Annotated in this window: 19 protein-coding genes; 9 read left to right on the forward strand and 10 right to left on the reverse strand. The window is 57.0% G+C overall.

The window, feature by feature from the left end; genetic code table 11:
- Positions 1-77 precede the first annotated feature (77 nt).
- From AC13E3_RS11730 to AC13E3_RS11740, 3 genes are all read right to left on the reverse strand, one after another.
- Positions 78-827, reverse strand: a complete 750-nt coding sequence (locus AC13E3_RS11730; protein WP_069182655.1) for an SDR family oxidoreductase — start codon at positions 825-827, stop codon at positions 78-80.
- Positions 828-858: 31 nt separating this feature from the next.
- Complete coding sequence (locus AC13E3_RS11735; protein WP_305965552.1) at positions 859-1,980, reverse strand: alkene reductase; 1,122 nt, start codon at positions 1,978-1,980, stop codon at positions 859-861.
- A 69-nt stretch (positions 1,981-2,049) separates the two neighbouring features.
- Complete coding sequence (locus AC13E3_RS11740) at positions 2,050-2,637, reverse strand: TetR/AcrR family transcriptional regulator (RefSeq protein WP_405417968.1); 588 nt, start codon at positions 2,635-2,637, stop codon at positions 2,050-2,052.
- A gap of 115 nt (positions 2,638-2,752) precedes the next feature.
- Between AC13E3_RS11740 and AC13E3_RS11745 the strand changes: the two genes are divergently transcribed.
- Positions 2,753-3,865, forward strand: coding sequence for an S-(hydroxymethyl)glutathione dehydrogenase/class III alcohol dehydrogenase (locus AC13E3_RS11745; RefSeq protein ID WP_405417970.1), 1,113 nt, complete (start codon positions 2,753-2,755; stop codon positions 3,863-3,865).
- A gap of 44 nt (positions 3,866-3,909) precedes the next feature.
- Here the strand turns inward: AC13E3_RS11745 and AC13E3_RS11750 are convergent, their stop codons facing one another.
- Together AC13E3_RS11750 and AC13E3_RS11755 are read right to left on the reverse strand one after the other, a co-directional pair.
- Complete coding sequence (locus AC13E3_RS11750; protein WP_069182680.1) at positions 3,910-4,935, reverse strand: peptidoglycan -binding protein; 1,026 nt, start codon at positions 4,933-4,935, stop codon at positions 3,910-3,912.
- The gene (locus AC13E3_RS11755; RefSeq protein ID WP_064229170.1) at positions 4,932-5,660 is read right to left on the reverse strand and encodes a MotA/TolQ/ExbB proton channel family protein; all 729 of its coding nucleotides are present in this window, start codon (positions 5,658-5,660) and stop codon (positions 4,932-4,934) included. Before AC13E3_RS11755 ends, AC13E3_RS11750 begins: the two co-directional genes overlap by 4 nt.
- Positions 5,661-5,755: 95 nt before the next feature.
- Between AC13E3_RS11755 and AC13E3_RS11760 the strand changes: the two genes are divergently transcribed.
- Positions 5,756-6,202, forward strand: coding sequence for an acyl-CoA thioesterase (locus AC13E3_RS11760; protein ID WP_405417973.1), 447 nt, complete (start codon positions 5,756-5,758; stop codon positions 6,200-6,202).
- A gap of 72 nt (positions 6,203-6,274) precedes the next feature.
- On the opposite strand, the gene AC13E3_RS11765 is transcribed toward AC13E3_RS11760, so the two are convergent.
- Positions 6,275-6,958: a type 1 glutamine amidotransferase domain-containing protein gene (locus AC13E3_RS11765; protein WP_405417975.1), complete on the reverse strand. Its 684-nt coding sequence runs from the start codon at positions 6,956-6,958 to the stop codon at positions 6,275-6,277.
- Between the two features lie 188 nt (positions 6,959-7,146).
- Here AC13E3_RS11765 and AC13E3_RS11770 point away from each other — a divergent pair, with 188 nt between their 5' ends.
- The 5 genes from AC13E3_RS11770 (at position 7,147) to AC13E3_RS11790 (ending at position 13,020) form a co-directional block, all read left to right on the forward strand.
- Positions 7,147-7,950, forward strand: coding sequence for a substrate-binding periplasmic protein (locus AC13E3_RS11770; protein ID WP_482902056.1), 804 nt, complete (start codon positions 7,147-7,149; stop codon positions 7,948-7,950).
- On the forward strand, positions 7,947-9,329 hold the full coding sequence (locus AC13E3_RS11775; protein ID WP_405417979.1) for a ribonuclease J: 1,383 nt from the start codon (positions 7,947-7,949) through the stop codon (positions 9,327-9,329). The genes AC13E3_RS11770 and AC13E3_RS11775 overlap by 4 nt, the downstream gene beginning before the upstream one ends.
- 49 nt (positions 9,330-9,378) lie before the next feature.
- Positions 9,379-10,134, forward strand: a complete 756-nt coding sequence (locus AC13E3_RS11780) for a substrate-binding periplasmic protein (RefSeq protein ID WP_153634306.1) — start codon at positions 9,379-9,381, stop codon at positions 10,132-10,134.
- A 119-nt stretch (positions 10,135-10,253) separates the two neighbouring features.
- Positions 10,254-12,521 carry a putative bifunctional diguanylate cyclase/phosphodiesterase gene (locus AC13E3_RS11785; protein WP_405417984.1) on the forward strand — a complete coding sequence of 756 codons (2,268 nt, stop codon included), beginning with the start codon at positions 10,254-10,256 and terminating at the stop codon, positions 12,519-12,521.
- Positions 12,522-12,591: 70 nt separating this feature from the next.
- Positions 12,592-13,020, forward strand: a complete 429-nt coding sequence (locus AC13E3_RS11790; RefSeq protein WP_405417987.1) for a hotdog fold thioesterase — start codon at positions 12,592-12,594, stop codon at positions 13,018-13,020.
- 15 nt (positions 13,021-13,035) lie between these two features.
- On the opposite strand, the gene AC13E3_RS11795 is transcribed toward AC13E3_RS11790, so the two are convergent.
- Positions 13,036-13,989 (reverse strand): GGDEF domain-containing protein, encoded by a 954-nt coding sequence (locus AC13E3_RS11795; protein ID WP_405417990.1) that lies wholly within the window; start codon positions 13,987-13,989, stop codon positions 13,036-13,038.
- 76 nt (positions 13,990-14,065) lie between these two features.
- Complete coding sequence (locus tag AC13E3_RS11800) at positions 14,066-15,403, reverse strand: cyclic di-GMP phosphodiesterase (RefSeq protein ID WP_405417993.1); 1,338 nt, start codon at positions 15,401-15,403, stop codon at positions 14,066-14,068.
- A gap of 163 nt (positions 15,404-15,566) precedes the next feature.
- Here AC13E3_RS11800 and AC13E3_RS11805 point away from each other — a divergent pair, with 163 nt between their 5' ends.
- Positions 15,567-16,247 carry a hypothetical protein gene (locus AC13E3_RS11805; protein ID WP_136630704.1) on the forward strand — a complete coding sequence of 227 codons (681 nt, stop codon included), beginning with the start codon at positions 15,567-15,569 and terminating at the stop codon, positions 16,245-16,247.
- Here AC13E3_RS11805 and AC13E3_RS11810 read toward each other — a convergent pair.
- Positions 16,244-16,975 carry a sulfite exporter TauE/SafE family protein gene (locus tag AC13E3_RS11810; protein ID WP_136630705.1) on the reverse strand — a complete coding sequence of 244 codons (732 nt, stop codon included), beginning with the start codon at positions 16,973-16,975 and terminating at the stop codon, positions 16,244-16,246. The two genes, AC13E3_RS11805 and AC13E3_RS11810, sit on opposite strands and share 4 nt — an antisense overlap.
- Before the next feature lie 99 nt (positions 16,976-17,074).
- Here AC13E3_RS11810 and AC13E3_RS11815 point away from each other — a divergent pair, with 99 nt between their 5' ends.
- Positions 17,075-17,533 (forward strand): YchJ family protein, encoded by a 459-nt coding sequence (locus AC13E3_RS11815; RefSeq protein ID WP_482902057.1) that lies wholly within the window; start codon positions 17,075-17,077, stop codon positions 17,531-17,533.
- Positions 17,534-17,540: 7 nt separating this feature from the next.
- Here AC13E3_RS11815 and AC13E3_RS11820 read toward each other — a convergent pair whose 3' ends face one another.
- A complete protein-coding gene (locus AC13E3_RS11820) occupies positions 17,541-17,921 on the reverse strand; it encodes a rhodanese-like domain-containing protein (protein ID WP_349343977.1) in 381 nt (126 codons plus the stop codon).
- Positions 17,922-17,982 lie beyond the last annotated feature (61 nt).

Raw genomic sequence — 17,982 nt, forward strand, 5'->3', positions numbered from 1 at the left:
GACTGGCCGTGGATCTCTTGCACCAACGCTGCCCTTGCGGGGCAGCATGGTGCAGGGTTCGAGGATCGAGAGAAGTTCTACAGCTCCTGAGCCGTCGGCCGCAGGATGATTTCATTGATATCGACATCCGCCGGCTGCTCGATGGCATAGACAACTGCCCGGGCCACGGCATCGGAATCAATGGCGACTTCGTAGAGCTCATCCGCCGCCTTTTTCGCGTCGGGATCAGTGATGGTGCTGGTGAGCTCGGTGGCGACGGCACCCGGCGAGATGTTGGTGCTGCGGATCTCGTCGCCGCCTTCCATACGAACGCCTTCGGACAGCGCCTTCACCGCATATTTGGTGGCGCAGTAGACGGCGGCACCGGGGAAGACCTTGTGCCCGGCGACCGACGACAGGTTGAGGATGTGCCCGCTGTGCTGTTCCCGCATGGTCGGCAGTACAGCGGCGATACCATACATCACGCCCTTGATGTTGACGTCTACCATCTGTTCCCACTCATCAACCTTGAGGGCGTCCAGCGGTGCCAGGGGCATCAGCCCGGCGTTGTTGACCAGCACATCGATCCTGCCAAACGCCTCTTTTGCCGCGGCGGCCAGAGACTCAACCTGATTGCGGTCGGTCACGTCGGTGACCTGCCAGATGGCTTCGGCGCCCCGGGACTTGAGATCTTCCGTCAGGTCTTTCAGGCGGTCCTCCCGGCGTGCTGCGAGTACCAGCTTGGCGCCCCGGTCTGCCAGGCGGCGGGCCGTGGCTTCACCGAGACCACTGCTGGCGCCGGTAATAATCACTACTTTGCTGTTGATCGGGTCATTGGTGTTGCTCATGGTTTGTCTCCTTTGGGAATAAAAGCGCTGTTCAGGCGCTTTTTTCGAGTTCTATCAGTGTCGGGTAGTCGGTGTAACCGTGTTCATCACCGCCATAGAAGGTGCTGTCGTCCCAGTCGTTCAGGGGCGCGTTCTGGCGGAAGCGCTCCGGCAGATCCGGGTTGGCGATAAACGGGCGGCCGAAGGTGACCAGATCGCACCGGCCTTCGTCGATACGCTTTCGGGCCTCGTCGGCGGTGTAGGCGCCATTGGCAATGTAGGTGCCCTTGAAGCCGGCGCGGATCGCGTCGATGACTTCTTCCGGGCGGCCGTTCGCGTGATTGCCCTGGAAGGAGTCTTCCACCACTTCGATGTAGGCAATGCCCAGGTCGTTCAGGTGCCGGGCGAAGGTACCGAAGGTTTCGGCCGGGTTGTCGTCGTCCATGGCATTGAAACTACCCGTGGGGCTGACGCGGACGCCGACCTTGTCCTTGCCCCAGACGTCGATAACCGCTTCGACGACCATCAATGGCAGGCGCAGACGGTTTTCCACCGAGCCACCGTATTCGTCAGTGCGATGGTTACTGCCGCTCTTGATGAACTGGTCCAGCAGATAGCCGTTGGCCGCATGGACTTCAACGCCGTCAAAGCCGGCTTCTTTTGCGTTCAGCGCACCCTGGCGGTACTGCTCGACAATGTCGGTCATTTCCGCGGTTTCCAGGGCCCGGGGCTCCGGGATATCCACCATGCCGGAGTTGGCACTGATGAAGGTCTTGGCACCTTCGGGCTTGATGGCAGAAGGCGCAACGGGCTTTTCACCGTTCGGTTGCAGGTCCGGATGGGAAATCCGGCCCACGTGCCACAGTTGCATGTGAATTCGGCCGCCGGCCATGTGCACCGCCCCGGTTACCTTCTTCCAGCCTTCAATCTGTTCCTGCGAATGAATGCCGGGGGTAAAGGCATAGCCCTTGCCTTGCGGCGAAACCTGGGTGGCTTCACTGAGAATCAGGCCAGCGCTGGCCCGCTGCTGATAGTAGCGGGCGTTCATGTCGTTGGGGATATCCCCGGGCTGGCTTGAGCGGGAACGTGTCAGTGGTGACATCAGAATCCGGTTGGGCAGGGCCAGTTCGCCCAGATGGTGCGGCTGAAAAAGTGGATCGTTCTGGTTGCTCATCGGGCATCCTCCTTCAGGATCAAATGATATTAATTAGACCAGTCTACTAGTCGGCAATCGAAAAAAATTTCAGCCGATGTTCAGGCAGTGTTTGAAAAAGACTCGCACGAACCTCTCCATGGGTTCGGTGGACTTGAGGACCTTCGAACGCAGGATGGCGCCTTCCCAGCCGGACAGAAAAAAACTGGCGGCGTCTGCCGCGTCGATGTCGGCGCTGATGTCTCCGGCCTGCTGGGCAGCACGGATGCAATGCTCAAAGCGTCTTTCCCAGCTGGCGAAGACCGAGTCCAGCCTCTGCCGGAAGGCTTCGTTCTGTCCCGCCAGTTCCTGGCCCAGGTTGCCGATCAGACAGCCCCGGGTGTACTCGCAGCTGGTCATGGTTTCAAAGCCGGTGTCGAAGTAGGCGCGCAGCCGGTCGACGCAGGAGCGGCTGGTGTCATTGAGAATCCGATCCAGTTTGGCGTCGTATTCCTCCGCGAAGGTATCAATGACCGCCAGGCCGAAATCATTCTTGCTGCTAAAGTAGTGGTAGAACGACCCCTTGGGTACGCCAGCTGCGGTCAGCACGGCGTTGATGCCTGTCGCACCAAAGCCTTTATGGCCGATCAGGTCGGCGCCGGTGTGAATAATGTGAGTGCGGGTGTCGGTTGACGTCATATCTGCTATAGTAGACCAGTCGTCTAGGAATCGTCAAACCGTCAATCTGTCAATTCATCATACAAAGGGAATCAGCAATGCCCGAGATTCCTGACAGAACCAGAGGAGCATGCCAGTGATCAAATCCCGTGCCGCGGTGGCCTTTGAAGCCAACAAGCCGCTGGAAATCGTTGAAGTGGATGTCGCCCCGCCGCAAAAAGGTGAAGTGCTGGTGCGCATCGTTGCCACCGGCGTCTGCCATACTGATGCCTACACCCTGTCGGGCGCCGACCCGGAAGGCCTGTTTCCGACCATCCTCGGCCACGAAGGCGGTGGTATTGTGGAGGCCGTGGGCCCGGGCGTGAAAAACCTGGAAGTGGGTGACCACGTGATTCCGCTTTACACCGCCGAGTGTGGCGAGTGCAAGTTCTGCACCTCCGGCAAGACCAACCTGTGCGGCGCCGTTCGGGCCACCCAGGGCAAGGGCGTGATGCCGGACGGCACCTCCCGCTTCTCCTACCAGGGCAAGCCGCTGTACCACTACATGGGTTGCTCCACCTTCTCCGAGTACACCGTGTTGCCCGAGATCTCTCTGGCCAAGATTCCCAAGGAAGCGCCCCTTGAGAAGGTGTGTCTGCTCGGTTGCGGCGTGACCACCGGCATCGGTGCGGTGATGAACACGGCCAAGGTGGAAGAAGGGGCAACGGTAGCCATCTTCGGCCTGGGTGGTATCGGCCTGGCGGCTATCATCGGTGCCACCATGGCCAAGGCCAGTCGCATCATTGCCATCGACATCAACCCGGGAAAGTTCGACATCGCCAAACAGCTGGGTGCGACCGATGTGGTCAATCCCAACGACTACGACAAGCCGATCCAGGAAGTGATCGTTGAAATGACCGACGGCGGCGTGGACTATTCCTTCGAGTGTATCGGTAACGTCAAGGTGATGCGCGCCGCCCTGGAGTGTTGCCACAAGGGGTGGGGCGAATCCGTCATCATCGGCGTCGCCGGCGCCGGCGAGGAAATCAGCACCCGTCCGTTCCAGCTGGTCACCGGCCGGGTCTGGAAAGGCTCAGCGTTTGGCGGCGTGAAAGGCCGTACCGAACTGCCTGGCTACGTGGAGAAAGCCGAAAAAGGTGAGATTCCTCTGGACGTGTTTATTACCCATGAAATGCCGCTTGAAGACATCAACAAGGCGTTTGATTTGATGCATGAGGGTAAGAGCATTCGGACGGTTATTCATTTCTGACCGCAATACTTCTTGAGGGTGGCAGGGCGACTGCCTCCCTCCTATCAGCGATCCGTCAGCTTGAGCTCGATCCTCCGGTTTCTCTGAAGCGCTTCCGGTGAGGTGCCCTCCGCCACCGGGAAGAACTCGCCAAAGCCGGCAGCCGCCATGCGCCGTTCCGGTACACCCTGCGCTGCAAGGTAGCGCACGACTGCAACCGCCCGCGCGGTGGACAGCTCCCAGTTGGAAGGGAATCTCGGGGTATTGATAGGTATGACATCGGTATGACCGTCAATTCTCAGAATCCAGTCAACGTCATCAGGAATCCTGGCTGAAACATCAAGCAGCAAATCCGCAAGCTTGTCCAACTCCTGCCGGCCTTCCTCTCCAAGTTCCGCCGAGGCGGAGGCAAACAGCAGTTCCGAAGGTAGCAGAAAACGGTCGCCGACAATCCGCACGTTCTCGTTACCGGCCAGAATATCCCGAAGCCGGGCAAAGAATTCCGACTGGTACTGTTCCAGCTGGCTGACCCGCTCGGCGAGCAGGGTGTTCAGCCGTCGGCTCACCTGTTCCAGCTCCTGCTCTTTTTCCGCAGTCATCTGTTCCTGCAGCTCCAGGGCCGAGGCAATCTGTCTGAGCTGTTCCCTCAGTGAGGCGATCTGATTGGATAGCCGCAGGATCATGGCCTGCTGGCTGGCGGACATCTCGTCTTTTTCGTCAATGGATTCTTCCATACCGGCCAGTCGCTCCGATTGCGCATCGGCGACGGCGGTCTGCTGCATCAGCCGTTCACGGGTGGATTCCAGCTGGTCAACCAGACTGTTGTTGCGGTCCTGAACGCTGGTCAATTGAGCTTCCAGCGCCTCGCTCCGGCTTTCTTCCAGGCCAAGCAGCTCCGAGAGTTCGTTCAACTGGGCATTCAGGCGGGCCAGCTGGGTATCCCGGTCAGACAGCGTCTGGGACAGATAGAGCTGGCTGACCACATATACCAGTAGCATGAAGATCACCAGCATCAGCAGTGCCGACAGGGCATCCACATACCCCGGCCAGACGTTGGTGGTGCTTCGGCTTCGGCGCCTGGATCCGATCATGACAGGTCTTTCTCGCTGTCTACGCGGTCTACAAGATTGGTCACGCCGGTCAGCCACTCCTCAAGGCCGTCATAGAAGCGGTTTTGGGCATGGCCGGCCTGGATATCCAGGAAGCCCAGTATCAGTGAGCCGCCCAATCCCAGCAGAGAGGAGCTGAACGCGGTGCCCATGCCCTCAAGCGGCGTAAGCAGGCCTTCCTGAAGCTCCGCAAACACCTTGCCGAAGTCTTCCTGGCTCATATCCAGTCCGGTGATGACCTGGCCGACCGAGTTGATGGTGCCGAGCAGGCCCCAGAAGGTACCCAGCAGGCCGAGGAAAACCAGAAGACTGATGAAGTAACGGGTGATCTCCCGCTGCTCATCCATGCGGGAGTGAATGCCATCGAGCACGGTTCGCAGGGAGAGAGTCGACAGCGTGAATCGATCCTTGGTTGCATCCTCTCCGAGCTGTCTTGCCAGTGGCTTCAGCAGTTTAGGCTCCTGGACCACCGACAGTCCGGCATGCCCGGTCCGGAACTGTGCAATCCACTTCAATTCCGGAAAGAGGACAAATACCTGCCGGTAAGTGAGGGCGATACCGACGATCAATACGCCGAGAATCAGCAGGTTGAAAACCCAGTTGGCCATGAAGGCCGAGATCAGAGGTTTGTGGATCAGGGCGCCGACGATGACGACCACGCCGAGGAACAGCGTCATCCAGAAAAGGGTGTGCTTCGGGTTGCTCATAGCGGTGGCCAGCTTTTTTGAGATATTCCTCAAAACGTTAGCACAGATATGAGAAGCTGTTGGCGACAGTAACTGAACTTTAATCGGAGCGCTTCATGGCTGGTGATCTGCCTTTCCGCTTTCGCTTCCGGGTTCGCTATGGCGAATGCGATGCCCAGGGTGTGGTGTTCAACGCCCGCTATGCGGATTTCGTTGATATTGCAGTGAATGAGTATATTCGCACGCTGTTTGGCGATTACCAGCATCTGCTGGATCAGGATCTGGATATTCAGGTTGTGAGCCTCACCGTGAACTGGAAAGCCCCGGCAAAGTTCGATGATGTGCTGGAGGCGCGTATTCGGGCGGGGCGAATCGGCAACACTTCATTCACGTTGCATCTTGAATTCTTCAGGTATGGGGATGGGGCGTTTATCGCCGATGCCGATGTGACCTACGTGGTGATTCAGCCTTCAGTGATGGGAAAAGTGACGATACCGGATCATATTCGTGAACTGCTGGAGCAGGGCGCTCCTGGCGAGTTGATCAGTCACGCGGGGGAATGAACTCGAAGCGTAAGAAAAAGGCCAGATGAGAATCTCACCTGGCCTTGGGTTCATCTTCCGGTCTTTACCGGATCAGGCCTCCTGCAAAGCCTGCACGACGGCTTTCGCCGCGCCCTCGGAGGATGCCGGGTTCTGCCCGGTGATCAGCTTGCCGTCCACCACGATGTGCGGAGCCCAGTCGTCACCGCGGGTGTAGGTGGCGGTATTTTCCTTTAGCATGTCCTCGAGCAGGAAAGGCACCACACCGCTGAGGCCTACTGCTTCTTCCTCGCTGTTGCTGAAGCCGGTGACTTCCCGGCCGCCAACGATGTTCTGGCCCGGTTTGACTTCCACGTTCTTGAATACGGCTGGCGCATGACAGACGGCTCCAATAACCTTGTCCTGCTCGTAAGCCGTTTTGATCAGGGCAATGGACTTTTCGTCATTGACCAGGTCCCACAGCGGGCCGTGGCCGCCCGGATAGAAAATTGCGTCGTACTCGTTCATGTCCACATCGCTCAGCTTCTTGGTGCTGGCAAGGGATTCCTTGGCGTGGGCATCCTGCTGGAAACGACGGGTGGTTTCCGTGAGCGCCTCTTCCGTCTCGCTGTTGGGATCTACGGGAGGCTGGCCGCCTTTCGGCGAGGCGATGGTGATGTCGGCACCGGCATCCCGGAACACATAGTAGGGCGCGGTGAACTCTTCGAGCCAGAAGCCGGTCTTATGGCCGGTGTCGCCCATCTGGTCATGTGAGGTAAGAACCATCAGAATTTTCATGGTGTCCGTCCTTTCTGTTGACGAATGTATGGCACTTTCGACAGCTATCGGTAAATAACGTGCAGCCGGTTTAGTGAATCATTTCTTTACTGATCTGGTAACCGACCTTGTGCCACGGGTGGTTGATTTCAACCGTGATTACGTAAATCCGACGTTCCCGGATCTTGAACCGTCTATACTGGACACAGATGACCAGACTGCATAAGAACCTGAAAGGCTCACAGGCAAGGACGACAGGAATGCGAGTGCTAACAGCCGCCCTTCTGATGGTGTTGGTGTTTCCCGCTTGGGCCCAGCAGGGCACAGAAACTGTGGAACCTCTTACCATCACCGTAGGTGCCAATCATGCCCCCCCATACCGGATTCTCCAGGGTGGTGAGCGAACCGGCCTCTACGTGGAGATCTTCGAGGAAATTGCCCAGCGGCTGGGCTGGGAAGTGCATTACCGGGAAGCCCCGTTCAGGCGCGTGTTGAGAATGGTCCAGCAGGGTGAGGTTGATGTCATGCTTGGTCCTCTGGAAACCGAGGAGCGATCCGAATTGATGGAGTTCGTGGCACCGGCGTTTCCGCCAGAACGACGATTGTTCTTTTATCTGAACAAAGAGCACCGCATTGACCGCTATGCCGATCTGTACGGCAGGGCCATTGGCGTGCTGGAAGGCGCGTCGTATTTCCCGAGATTTGATAATGATGAGGACCTGCTCAAAGAACCAGCGCCTCGATATGAAAACCTGATGCTGATGCTTCAGAAGGGCCGGGTGGATGTGGTGATTGCGCCAGAACTGGTGGGTTTGTACACGGTTGAGAAACTGGGGCTGGATGTTGAGGTCTCACCGTTCTTTGTGCCCGGAGAGCGCTCTTACATCGCCGTTGCGAAAAACTCGCCGGTGATTCAGTACGCCGACGATATCCGGGCGGCTCTGAAACTGATTGAAATGGAAGGCATACACGAGGATCTGGTATTGAAGTATATGGACCGAGTCGCCGAATGATTCCTGCGCAGTCTGATCTCTGGTTTCTGCCCCTGGGGGGTACCGGCGAAATCGGCATGAACCTCAACCTCTATGGCCACGACGGAGCCTGGTTGATGGTGGATTGCGGCGTCACCTTTCCAAAGCCCGGCCGAATTGCCGCTGACGGAACCGTGCACCACCGGGGGGAACCCCCGGTGCAAATGGCGGACCCCGCTTTCATCGCTGACCGCCGTGACCACCTGGCGGGTCTGGTGATAACCCATGCCCATGAGGATCACGTTGGAGCCGTACCCTATCTCTGGCCGCTTTTGCAGTGTCCGATCTACACCAGTCGGTTCACTGCGGAAATTCTGCGACGAAAACTTGCGGAGTTCGATCTGCTGCACCGGGTTCCGATCATTGAGGTGGAGACGGGCCAGAGCAAACAGATCGGGCCTTTCAGCGTGCAATGGCTGGCGCTGACGCATTCCATCCCGGACCCCAACGCCCTGATGATTAGAACCGCCGCAGGTAACATCTTTCACAGCGGAGACTGGAAGCTGGATGAGCAGCCGCTGGTCGGCCATGGCTATTCGCCACAGACCTTTACCGATCTGGCGAAAGAGGGCGTGAACGCCATGGTATGCGACTCCACCAACGCAACGGTCTCAGGTCACTCGGTCTCCGAGGGAGCCTTGCATGCCGGATTGTTGCAGGCTATACGATCCGCTGAGGGGCGCGTTGTAGTGACCTGTTTCGGCAGCAATATTGCCCGCCTGCATACGCTCTCTTCGATTGCGCGAGAAACAGGGCGCTATATGGGGCTGTTGGGCCGTTCGCTGATCAATATGAGTGGTGCCGCCAAGGCCGCCGGGCTGTGGGATTCGGCTGACCAGTTGATCAATCCCGCTCATCTTGGCTATCTGCCCCGGGATGAAGTCATGGCCGTGGCCACCGGCAGTCAGGGTGAACCCAGAACGGCCCTGCGCAGACTGGCTGCTGGTACGCATCCGGATTTCGAGTTGGAAACCGGCGATACAGTCATCTTCAGCGCCCGTGCTATTCCCGGCAATGAAGAAGCCATAGAAGCACTGGTGGCGAGACTCAAAGAGTTGGGTGTCCGGGTAATCACCGCCGAAGATGCGGATTTGCCAATTCATGCCTCAGGTCATCCTGCGCAGGAAGAGCTGGAGTTAATGTACAAGTGGGTCAGGCCTGCCATTGCCATTCCGGTGCATGGTGAGGCTGAACACATGGAAACGCACGCTGACATAGCCAAAGCAACTGGTGTACCCCGAGCCATGGTGGGCAGAAACGGCGATCTTTTCATGATCCGGCCAGTGCCGGGGATACGTCGCCAGGTTGTCGAAACCGGCCGTCTGGGCTGGCACAAAGAAGGTCTTGTCAGAGTTGAATAAGCTATTGTCTTCTGTTGTTGGTAAGTCACTTATCTTTTTTGCAGCCGCGATGATTCTTTCGCCGACTAATGCCACGGCAGTAACCCCGTGCGACACACTCACCGTGAGTGGTAATCCGGAGTATCCGCCCCTGCTCTGGCGAGACGAGCAAAATCCTGGTTTCCTGAATGGCGCCGTACCTGCTTTGCTCCGGGAAATTACCCAACCCCTCGGCGTAACCGTGGAAGTGAAAGATATCGGTTCCTGGGCCCGGGTCCAACGGATGGCGCGCGAGGGGGAGATTGATATGGTAGCCGGGGCGTTCATCACGTCGGAACGCATTCGCTACATGGATTATCTGCTTCCTCCGGTCACGCACTTGCCAACAGCGGTCTGGGTGCCCATCGGGCGGGAGTTCGTCTATCGCCACTGGCCAGACCTGAAGGGCAAGCGCGGCAGTACCCTGATCAACAACAGCTTTGGCCAGAACTTCGACCGGTATGCAGAGCAGAATCTGCGCATTGAAGGTGTCCGGTCCATTGAGCAATCCTTCCAGATGGCGTTGGTTGATCGTGTTGATTATGTGCTCTATGAAGTCCTTCAGGGAGAGGTGAAACTTGAATACATGGGCATTGCTGACGATTTCGTTCCGCTGGAAACGCCGGTTAGCCGTGAGGGCCTGTTTCTGACTTTTTCCAAGGCTTCGCCGTGTAATTCCTTTGAACTAAGAGAGCGCATTGCGGACCGGCTTTATGAGCTTGTGAACTCTGGCAGGGTCGATGAGCTGATCCTGCAGTATAAAGCTCGTTATACAAAAGCGAGTTGAGAGGCTACCGTTAGTGCTAGCACATGAACTTTTGAGGCGCACCCGTCGTAACTCAGTACAGGTACTCCCGGTATAAAATAAAATTCATGGGCAGTATTGCTGGGAAGGAGTCCGTAGCAATGGCAAAGGCAGTTACCTCGGGCCACAGGGATTTCGTGTACAGGTTGTCGCTCAACCTTGCCCGCTCGAAGATTGACGAACTGGATGGTTGCATCCACGGGGTTATTGCTGAGCTTGGCGATTGGCTTGGATCTGATCGCGCCTACCTGATCAATTTCGAAGAAGCCACCCAGACAATTTCAATCTCCCATGAAACCTGCAGAGACGGCGTCACACCCCAACGGGATGCCATTCAAAATGTTCCGAAGGACCGATATCCCTGGCTTATGGAGCAGCTTCAGATCCTTCCGGTTCTGGTGATCCCCGAAGTCGAACAACTTCCCCCGGATGCAAAAGAAGAGAAACTGGAATTCCTTCTTGAAAGTATCCGGAGTCTGGTTCTCGTTGGTTTGAAGCTGGAGGGACAAGTCAGCGGTATTCTGGGGTTCGATTTTCTTGACCATTCCTGTGCACTGGATCCGGGTACAGAGGAATTTCTGCTCCAGGTAGGCGAAGTTCTGGGGGCTTCGGTGCACCGACAGATATTGGCCAGTCGCAATGTGCGATTCGAAAACAGCCTCTATCGGTATTCCGACCAGTTTCCGGGGGTTATTTTCCAGTTCAGGATGTACCCCGACGGGCAAACCACGTTTCCCTTCATCAGTGAAAAAGTGAAGGAGCTGTTCGGACTCCCGGCCGATGCACTCAGCCTGGATGCGAAGCCCCTTTTAGACCTCATTGATCCAGAAGACAAGAAATCCTTCGACGAAGATGTAGATGAATCAAGGCGGCAAATGACGCCGTTTGAAACAAACTTCCGGGCCAGGAAACAGGACGGAACAACGGCTTGGATGGAAGCGCGGTCGGTTCCTGCCCGGTTGGCCGATGACAGCATGATCTGGCACGGGTACTTCTACGATGTGAGTGACCGCAAGCAATCGGAATCAGAGATAGAGAAACTGGCGTTCTACGACGCGTTGACGGGCCTTCCAAACCGGCGCCTGTTGCGGGATCGCCTGGCCCAGGCGTTAACTGGAAGCACCCGGGATCATAGCCACGGCGCCCTGGTCTTTATCGATCTGGATCACTTCAAGAACATCAATGACTCGGCGGGCCATATGACAGGAGATGAGCTGTTGATTCAGGTCGGCAAAAGGCTCAAGCAGACAGTCAGGGAGTGGGATACCGTCGCAAGGCTTGGTGGCGATGAGTTTGTTCTCATTCTGAAGGGGTTTCCGGCCGATGCTTCCAGCGCTGCCGCCCGCGTGGAAAAGGTCTGTGAGAAAGTCCGGGAAGCACTGAACGAACCCTATGAACTGAATGGCTTTGAGTACACCGGTACGCCAAGTATTGGTGTCACCCTGTTTTTTGATCACGATGATTCCCTCGAAGAGCTCCTTGGTCAGGCCGACATGGCCATGTTTCGTGCCAAGGAAGACGGTCGCAACTGCATCCGTTTCTACGATGCCATGATGCAGAAAAAGGTGTCCGAACGCCTGGCCATGGAATCCGACCTTCGACTGGCCATTCGGAAGAACCAGTTGGCAGTGCACTACCAGGTTCTTGTTGACGAGAAAGGTAAGCCGATAGGTGCCGAGGCGTTGCTTCGATGGCGTTGTCCGGGCCGTGGCATGGTGTCTCCCGCCGAGTTCATTCCGCTGGCAGAGGAAACGGGCCTCATTGAATCGGTTGGCTACTGGGTACTCGAAGAGGTCATGTCCACGATAGCCAGTTGGAAAAAACGGGGCGGTGTTCTGGCACGGCTCCAGGTGTCGGTAAACGTGAGTGCGAGGCAGTTCCATCTGCCGTCTTTTTGCTCAACTGTGATGGCATTGCTCAGAAAAACGGGGGCATCCCCCAGAAACCTGAAAGTGGAAATCACCGAGAGTGCACTGGCTTACGATCTTGAGTTGGTGGAAGAAACACTGCGAACCCTGAGAAGCATGGGCATACGAATTTCCCTGGACGATTTCGGCACGGGCTATTCATCCCTTGGTTACCTGAAACGGCTCTCGCTGGATGAGCTTAAAATTGACCAGGGATTTGTGCGAGACATCCTCGATGATCCCAATGATGCTGCCATCGCAGAGACCATTCTGGCCCTCGCTTCGTCACTGAAACTATCGGCGGTGGCGGAAGGCGTGGAAACGAAAGGGCAGCTGGAACGCCTTGTTATGATGGGGTGCAACCGGTTTCAGGGCTATTATTTCAGCAGGCCGGTGCCTGTGCGGGAGTTTGAGGGATTGATCGAAAAGGCAGGCGTGGGACACAGAAGAAGGGCTTGGTAGTTCGCATCCTATCTGTATACACTAGCCTTTCCGAGATTTCTTTTCAAACAACATCGAGAGTAATTCCCCCATGGCAATCTGGTCCCGTACCCCGAACCTCGAACAACTTGTCCAGTCCAGTCAGAACACGGCCGTTAGTCACATGGGTATCGAATACCTGGAAATTGGCGATGATTATGTGAAGGGCCGTATGCCCGTGGATGAACGCACAGTCCAGCCGTTTGGCATTCTCCATGGAGGAGCGTCGGTGTTGCTGGCGGAAACCCTGGGAAGCATGGCGGCCAATTGCTGTCTGAAGGATTCGGAAACCGTTGCGGTTGGGTTGGATATCAACGCCAACCACATCCGTCCGGTTACCAAAGGCTGGGTGTATGGCACGGCCAGGGCCATCCATATTGGTAGCGCCACTCAGGTATGGGAAATTCTGCTTGAGAACGAAGAAGGTAAAACCACCTGTATTTCCCGGCTGACCATGGCGGTTACCAGGCGTCCCGGTTGAATTGCCCGGGTGCGTTCAGGGCTTGATTCGCACCCTTCCCCTGCCAAACGCTTTGGATTCGTACATTGCGTTATCGGCCCTGGCCAGAAGATTCTTCAGGTCTGGCTCCTCGGGGTGTAGTTCTGAAATGCCGAAACTGGCCGCTGGCAGGAGACGGACATCACGATACTGGACTGGCATTCCCTGCATGAGCCCCAGCAGTCGTTCTGCCATTTCTGAGGCCTCAGCTGCATGAGCATCGGCGAGAAGGATTGCGAACTCCTCTCCGCCAATGCGCGCGGCAATGTCGGCCTCCCGGACGTTGCGACGGACCAGATTCCCGATGGCCCGCAACACTTCATCCCCGGCCTCGTGGCCATGGTTGTCGTTGATCTGCTTGAAGTGGTCCAGGTCAAACATGATGATGCCCAGAGGCGAGTTGTTGCGGCGGGACTGTTTCAAAAGCTGGTTTCCCAGTTCGAAAAAGGCTCTTCTGTTTCGAAGTCCGGTAAGGTCGTCCTCCAAGGCAGCAGCCCGGGCTTTCTCATGGGCTTCCTTGAGTGCCAGCTCCATTTCTTTTCGTTCGGTGATGTCGGTAGCGATCTCCAGGCGGACCAGCCGGCCATCTATCCAGGGAATCGCCTGGTCCCGGCACTGGTACCAGCGTTGGTCCAGTCGGTTCTGGAATTCCCAGATGTGCGGGGGGGAAGGACTGCCTGCTGAGTCAATCAGCAGGTGGTTGGTGCAGAAGTCGCAGGGGCTGGCGCTATCCTGCAGGACTTCCCAGCACTTTCTGCCATCTATGGAACCCCAGATTTTCCGGCCATAAGCATTCATGTACAGAAGATCATGGGTTTCAAGGTCTGATACGTAAACCAGGGCGTCCAGGTTGTCGAGCACGGCCCTGAGGCCCTCGGCGGGAGTAACCTCCGAAATGCCACCAGCTTCTGGTGCGGCAGGAAGATTGAGGGAGGGGATGCCGGATTTCATGTCTTGTTGTGCCGGAATTTATTTGCAACGCAGTATAGCAGGGCATTTCGGGTTAGAAAGTAACAGGCTGTCCCTTTTATGTGGCGTCAGTGCCCGGATTTGGCTTGGTTACAATCAGACCCTGGTCAACAAACTCCTGTAGCACGATGTCGTAGGTGCCGTCAGGGACTTCCCGGGCGATGCGATAGGTTTCACCCGCGGCGTCTTCAGGACTGACTTTCAGGTCGACTGTCCGGTAGGGGGTCATCAGGCTTTTATCGGCCTCTCTGACCAGAAGAACGCAGGGCTTCAGCTTGTGCTCTGGCCTGCTCTCCACAACGATGCCAACCTCGCCGTTCACCATTTCCACGATGGAGCCCGGCGGATACACACCAATCATCTGGATAAAGGCATCTGCCAGTTCTTCATCGAACTGTGTGCCGCGGTGCTTGTGGATGATTTCTAGTGCCTGCATGGAGGCTCGACCCTTGTCGTAGACCCGGTTGCTGGTAATGGCATCGTAGGTGTCCACCAACCCGATGATCTTGGCAAAGTAGGGGATCTGCTGGGCATGAAGTCCGCGAGGGTAGCCAGAACCATCCATCCGCTCATGGTGGCTGAATGCCACATCCACGGCGGTATTCAGGGAGTTGCTGGTACCCATCAGGATAGTGCGGCCGTGGGTGGTGTGGTGACGCATCACGTCGAACTCTTTCGGCGTCAGTGCTCCCGGCTTGTTCAGGATCTCATCGGGAATCCGGGTCTTACCGACATCATGGAGCAGGCCACACAGGGCCAGATTGCGGATTTCTCCTTCAAGCAATCCCAGATGCTTGCCAAAGGCCGCCGCCAGAATGGACACGTTGATGCAATGCTCGGCGGTGTATTCATCCTGGTGCTTGATTTTTGTGAGTAACAACAGCGCGTTTTCATTGCGGAGGACGCTTTCCACGCAGTGGTTTACCACTGTCCGGGCATTGTTAAGGTCGAGTGTGCGGCCCACCCTCAGGCCCGACATGATCGACTTGGCCGTCTTCTGAGCCTCCTCGAAGCGTATGATCGCCGTTTCCATCTCCCGGCCAGGGTCGATCTTGTTGATGTATCTGACACGCTTTCGGGGTGGTACAGATTTAGGGTGATTTTGCACCGGTTCGGACGTCTGTTTCCTGCGGAAGAGTCCCATCAGGCCTGAAGGCTGTCGCCCGTTGCCGTTGCCGTGTTGTGGCAGCGGTGCCCCATCGATACGTCCTTCAATGAAGACAAAGTTGCACTGTGCCCGCAGCGCATCAATCTCCGTCTGGTCACGAATAACAAACCCCTGAATCAGGAAGTCCGTATCTTCCCAGGGGCGGTCCAGGCGTGTGACGTGCATGCCGATGGCGAGTTCTGACACGTCGATCTGGCTTTCAACAATTTCCTGATGGGGTGCACTCATACTCTAATCCTGAATCCCTGGAGCACTATTTTGAGGCAAAATCGCTCTAACAGGATGGACCGGATTGCAAAATCTGGTCAAATAATGTTCATTCAATGCATTGGCGAACAAGTTCGCCGGTGTTGCGTTGCCGGGCAAGGAGTCGGTCAGAGGGATTTTTCCAATGAATGACCATCGTTCCTTTCATCTGTGGTGGCTGGCTCTGGCAGCGGCTCTTATTCCGCTGTTGACCATACACACCACGTTTACCGTATCGGTGCTGGAAGGGTATGTGGAGCTGTGCAACCCCTACTGGGATAGCTGTACCAGCATCAGTCGTACCGGCCGTCACGGAACATCTTACTTCATTTTCAAAGGTACCATGCTGCCGGCGGCCTTGCTCGGGATTCTGTTCTGGTGGCTCAACGGCCGGTGGTTGCGCCAGCTCGGCGTACATTCGTCCGGGGTTGCCTGGATCCCGTGGCTGGGTATGGTGGCCAGTGTGTCGCTTGCCGCCTATACCCTGGCGCTGGGCCATGCCGGCGACGGCTTCAATCTGGTCCGCCGTGTTGGTGTGGTTCTGTATTTTTCGCTCACCTTCATCTGTGAGTTGCTGGTTAGCGCCGGCTTGCGCAGCCATCCACTTTGGAAACACACGGGCATGAGGCTGTTGAATCTCTGCCAACTGACCCTCGCTGTGGGGATTCTTTCAGTGATCCTGAATGGCGTGGCCCCGGAGTTCTATAGCCGCAAGGACGATGCTTTCGAGTGGATCCTGGCTTTCCTGATCAACGCCAATGCCATCTGGCTGGCGCTGCTCTGGCGCAAGAATCGGTTCCGTGTCCGGCTCTGGGCCGATTCCTAGAGCGGGAGCAGGCCGCGAATGAGGGCTGCGGTTCCGGCGATGGCCGCGATGCCGAGAATGACCGGGCGAAGGCCTTCAAAGGGCATGCGGTTGACGAGTTTGCCGGAAAGCCAGAAGCCCAGGAATACGCCCGGGAAGGTCACTGCGAACAGGAACAGCTCCCGCGTTCCCAGGTAGCCGGAAGCGAGCAGGCCTGACAGGCTCAGGACGCTGGCCGCCAGAAAGAACGCGGACATATTGGCCCTGACCAGAGGCCCCTTTTCATTCTGGTAGATCAAGGCGATCGGTGGCCCACCCACTGCGGTAATCGTGCCCATATAGGTCGAGGCGGCTCCGGCCATCACACTGTTTCGGGCATTCAGCGCTGGCTTGAGCCCACCAATGCTGAGCGCTACCCCGGCGAGAATCAGCACACCAAAAATCAGCTCGAAGCCCGCCGTCGAGATCACCAGCAATGTCAGAGCCGCCAGAATTGCGCCGACAACTCCGCCCACAATGGCAAAGCGCACTTCCCGGACCTGCAATGCGCCTCGATTGCGTATCAGCATGAAGACAGTAAGCAGAGTGGCATTCAGTATCAGGGGGCCGGGGACCAACACCGGGCTGATAAGAAAAAGCAATGGCGCAGCCAGTGTACCAATGCCATAGCCGGCCACGCCCTGCAGGCAGGCCCCGGCGAGAATGGCAAGGTTGGCCAGAAGAATCTGTAACAGCGATACATCCGTCAAAGGAAATCACCAGGAAGTCGTTGGAAAAGGCCGGAGCAGTACCGGTCAGATATTGATACACTGCGGGGCCAGGAGCAAAGTCGAAAAGAATGATCCCCGATGACCCAGCAGCCTGAACACCAAAGTTGCCCCTGTGGCAGCGGCAAATCCTACCCCGAATGCTGCCAGCCGTTCCATCAGGATAAACCGGCTCCGTCGCCGGAGGCATTGATGCGGTCCCGTTACGCAGCGTTCGTTCTCGATCTTCCGGATTACCTGCGAGCCACCTGGCACCAGAGCACACGACCACAGACGCTCACTCTGGCAGACTCGCCGGAATGGACCGGTTTGCAGATCCTGGACACCAGTGAGTCGGGCAATCGCGGCAGGGTTCATTTCCGAGCGCTCTACCGCCTGGGCAAGGGCTGGGGCTTTCTCGAAGAAAAATCCGATTTCGTTCAGGAGCAGGGCCGCTGGTATTACCTTCGGGGAGACACCAGCGAGGGCCAGTTGAAGCCCGGTCGGAACGACGCCTGCCCCTGTGGCAGTGGCCGGAAGTACAAGACCTGCTGCCTGTAGGTATCCATTACTCGAACGAGGGCAGTTCCGGCTTGGCGACCGGTTTGCCTGCTTCCTGCCAGGCATCGAATCCACCGGCGATGGACTGCACATGCATGTAGCCCATTTCCTTCAGGGCCTTGGCGCTCAGGGCGGCTCGCCCGGATGTTTTGCAGTAGCAGACAATGTTCATGTCGCGGCTCTCAAACGCCGGATCGTTGGTAAACTTGAACTCCAGCAAGCCGCGGGAAATGTTCACCGCGCCCGGTATATGGCCAGCCCGGTATTCATCCGCATCCCGCACATCCAGCAGAAGATCGGCATTCCTGATGGCATCGTCCGCCTGATCCAGGGGCACTTCCTGGATTTCTTTCCTGGCGGCTTCTACAAGGTCATGGGCAGTTTTCATGGCTGAGCTCCTCAAACTGATGGAATAAGGTTATGCCTCAGGATAAGGGTTCGACCGCCGA

It is taken from the genome of Marinobacter sp. L-80 (assembly GCF_056859395.1).

What these genes read in the sequence shown, in the direction of transcription:
- AC13E3_RS11770 (WP_482902056.1), top strand. Translation starts at nt 7,147, where the DNA reads ATGACCAGACTGCATAAGAACCTGAAAGGCTCACAGGCAAGGACGACA.
- AC13E3_RS11740 (WP_405417968.1), bottom strand. Translation starts at nt 2,637, where the DNA reads ATGACGTCAACCGACACCCGCACTCACATTATTCACACCGGCGCCGAC.
- AC13E3_RS11775 (WP_405417979.1), top strand. Translation starts at nt 7,947, where the DNA reads ATGATTCCTGCGCAGTCTGATCTCTGGTTTCTGCCCCTGGGGGGTACC.
- AC13E3_RS11815 (WP_482902057.1), top strand. Translation starts at nt 17,075, where the DNA reads ATGACCCAGCAGCCTGAACACCAAAGTTGCCCCTGTGGCAGCGGCAAA.
- AC13E3_RS11765 (WP_405417975.1), bottom strand. Translation starts at nt 6,958, where the DNA reads ATGAAAATTCTGATGGTTCTTACCTCACATGACCAGATGGGCGACACC.
- AC13E3_RS11785 (WP_405417984.1), top strand. Translation starts at nt 10,254, where the DNA reads ATGGCAAAGGCAGTTACCTCGGGCCACAGGGATTTCGTGTACAGGTTG.
- AC13E3_RS11800 (WP_405417993.1), bottom strand. Translation starts at nt 15,403, where the DNA reads ATGAGTGCACCCCATCAGGAAATTGTTGAAAGCCAGATCGACGTGTCA.
- AC13E3_RS11755 (WP_064229170.1), bottom strand. Translation starts at nt 5,660, where the DNA reads ATGAGCAACCCGAAGCACACCCTTTTCTGGATGACGCTGTTCCTCGGC.
- AC13E3_RS11730 (WP_069182655.1), bottom strand. Translation starts at nt 827, where the DNA reads ATGAGCAACACCAATGACCCGATCAACAGCAAAGTAGTGATTATTACC.
- AC13E3_RS11750 (WP_069182680.1), bottom strand. Translation starts at nt 4,935, where the DNA reads ATGATCGGATCCAGGCGCCGAAGCCGAAGCACCACCAACGTCTGGCCG.
- AC13E3_RS11735 (WP_305965552.1), bottom strand. Translation starts at nt 1,980, where the DNA reads ATGAGCAACCAGAACGATCCACTTTTTCAGCCGCACCATCTGGGCGAA.
- AC13E3_RS11805 (WP_136630704.1), top strand. Translation starts at nt 15,567, where the DNA reads ATGAATGACCATCGTTCCTTTCATCTGTGGTGGCTGGCTCTGGCAGCG.
- AC13E3_RS11760 (WP_405417973.1), top strand. Translation starts at nt 5,756, where the DNA reads ATGGCTGGTGATCTGCCTTTCCGCTTTCGCTTCCGGGTTCGCTATGGC.
- AC13E3_RS11795 (WP_405417990.1), bottom strand. Translation starts at nt 13,989, where the DNA reads ATGAAATCCGGCATCCCCTCCCTCAATCTTCCTGCCGCACCAGAAGCT.
- AC13E3_RS11790 (WP_405417987.1), top strand. Translation starts at nt 12,592, where the DNA reads ATGGCAATCTGGTCCCGTACCCCGAACCTCGAACAACTTGTCCAGTCC.
- AC13E3_RS11820 (WP_349343977.1), bottom strand. Translation starts at nt 17,921, where the DNA reads ATGAAAACTGCCCATGACCTTGTAGAAGCCGCCAGGAAAGAAATCCAG.
- AC13E3_RS11780 (WP_153634306.1), top strand. Translation starts at nt 9,379, where the DNA reads ATGATTCTTTCGCCGACTAATGCCACGGCAGTAACCCCGTGCGACACA.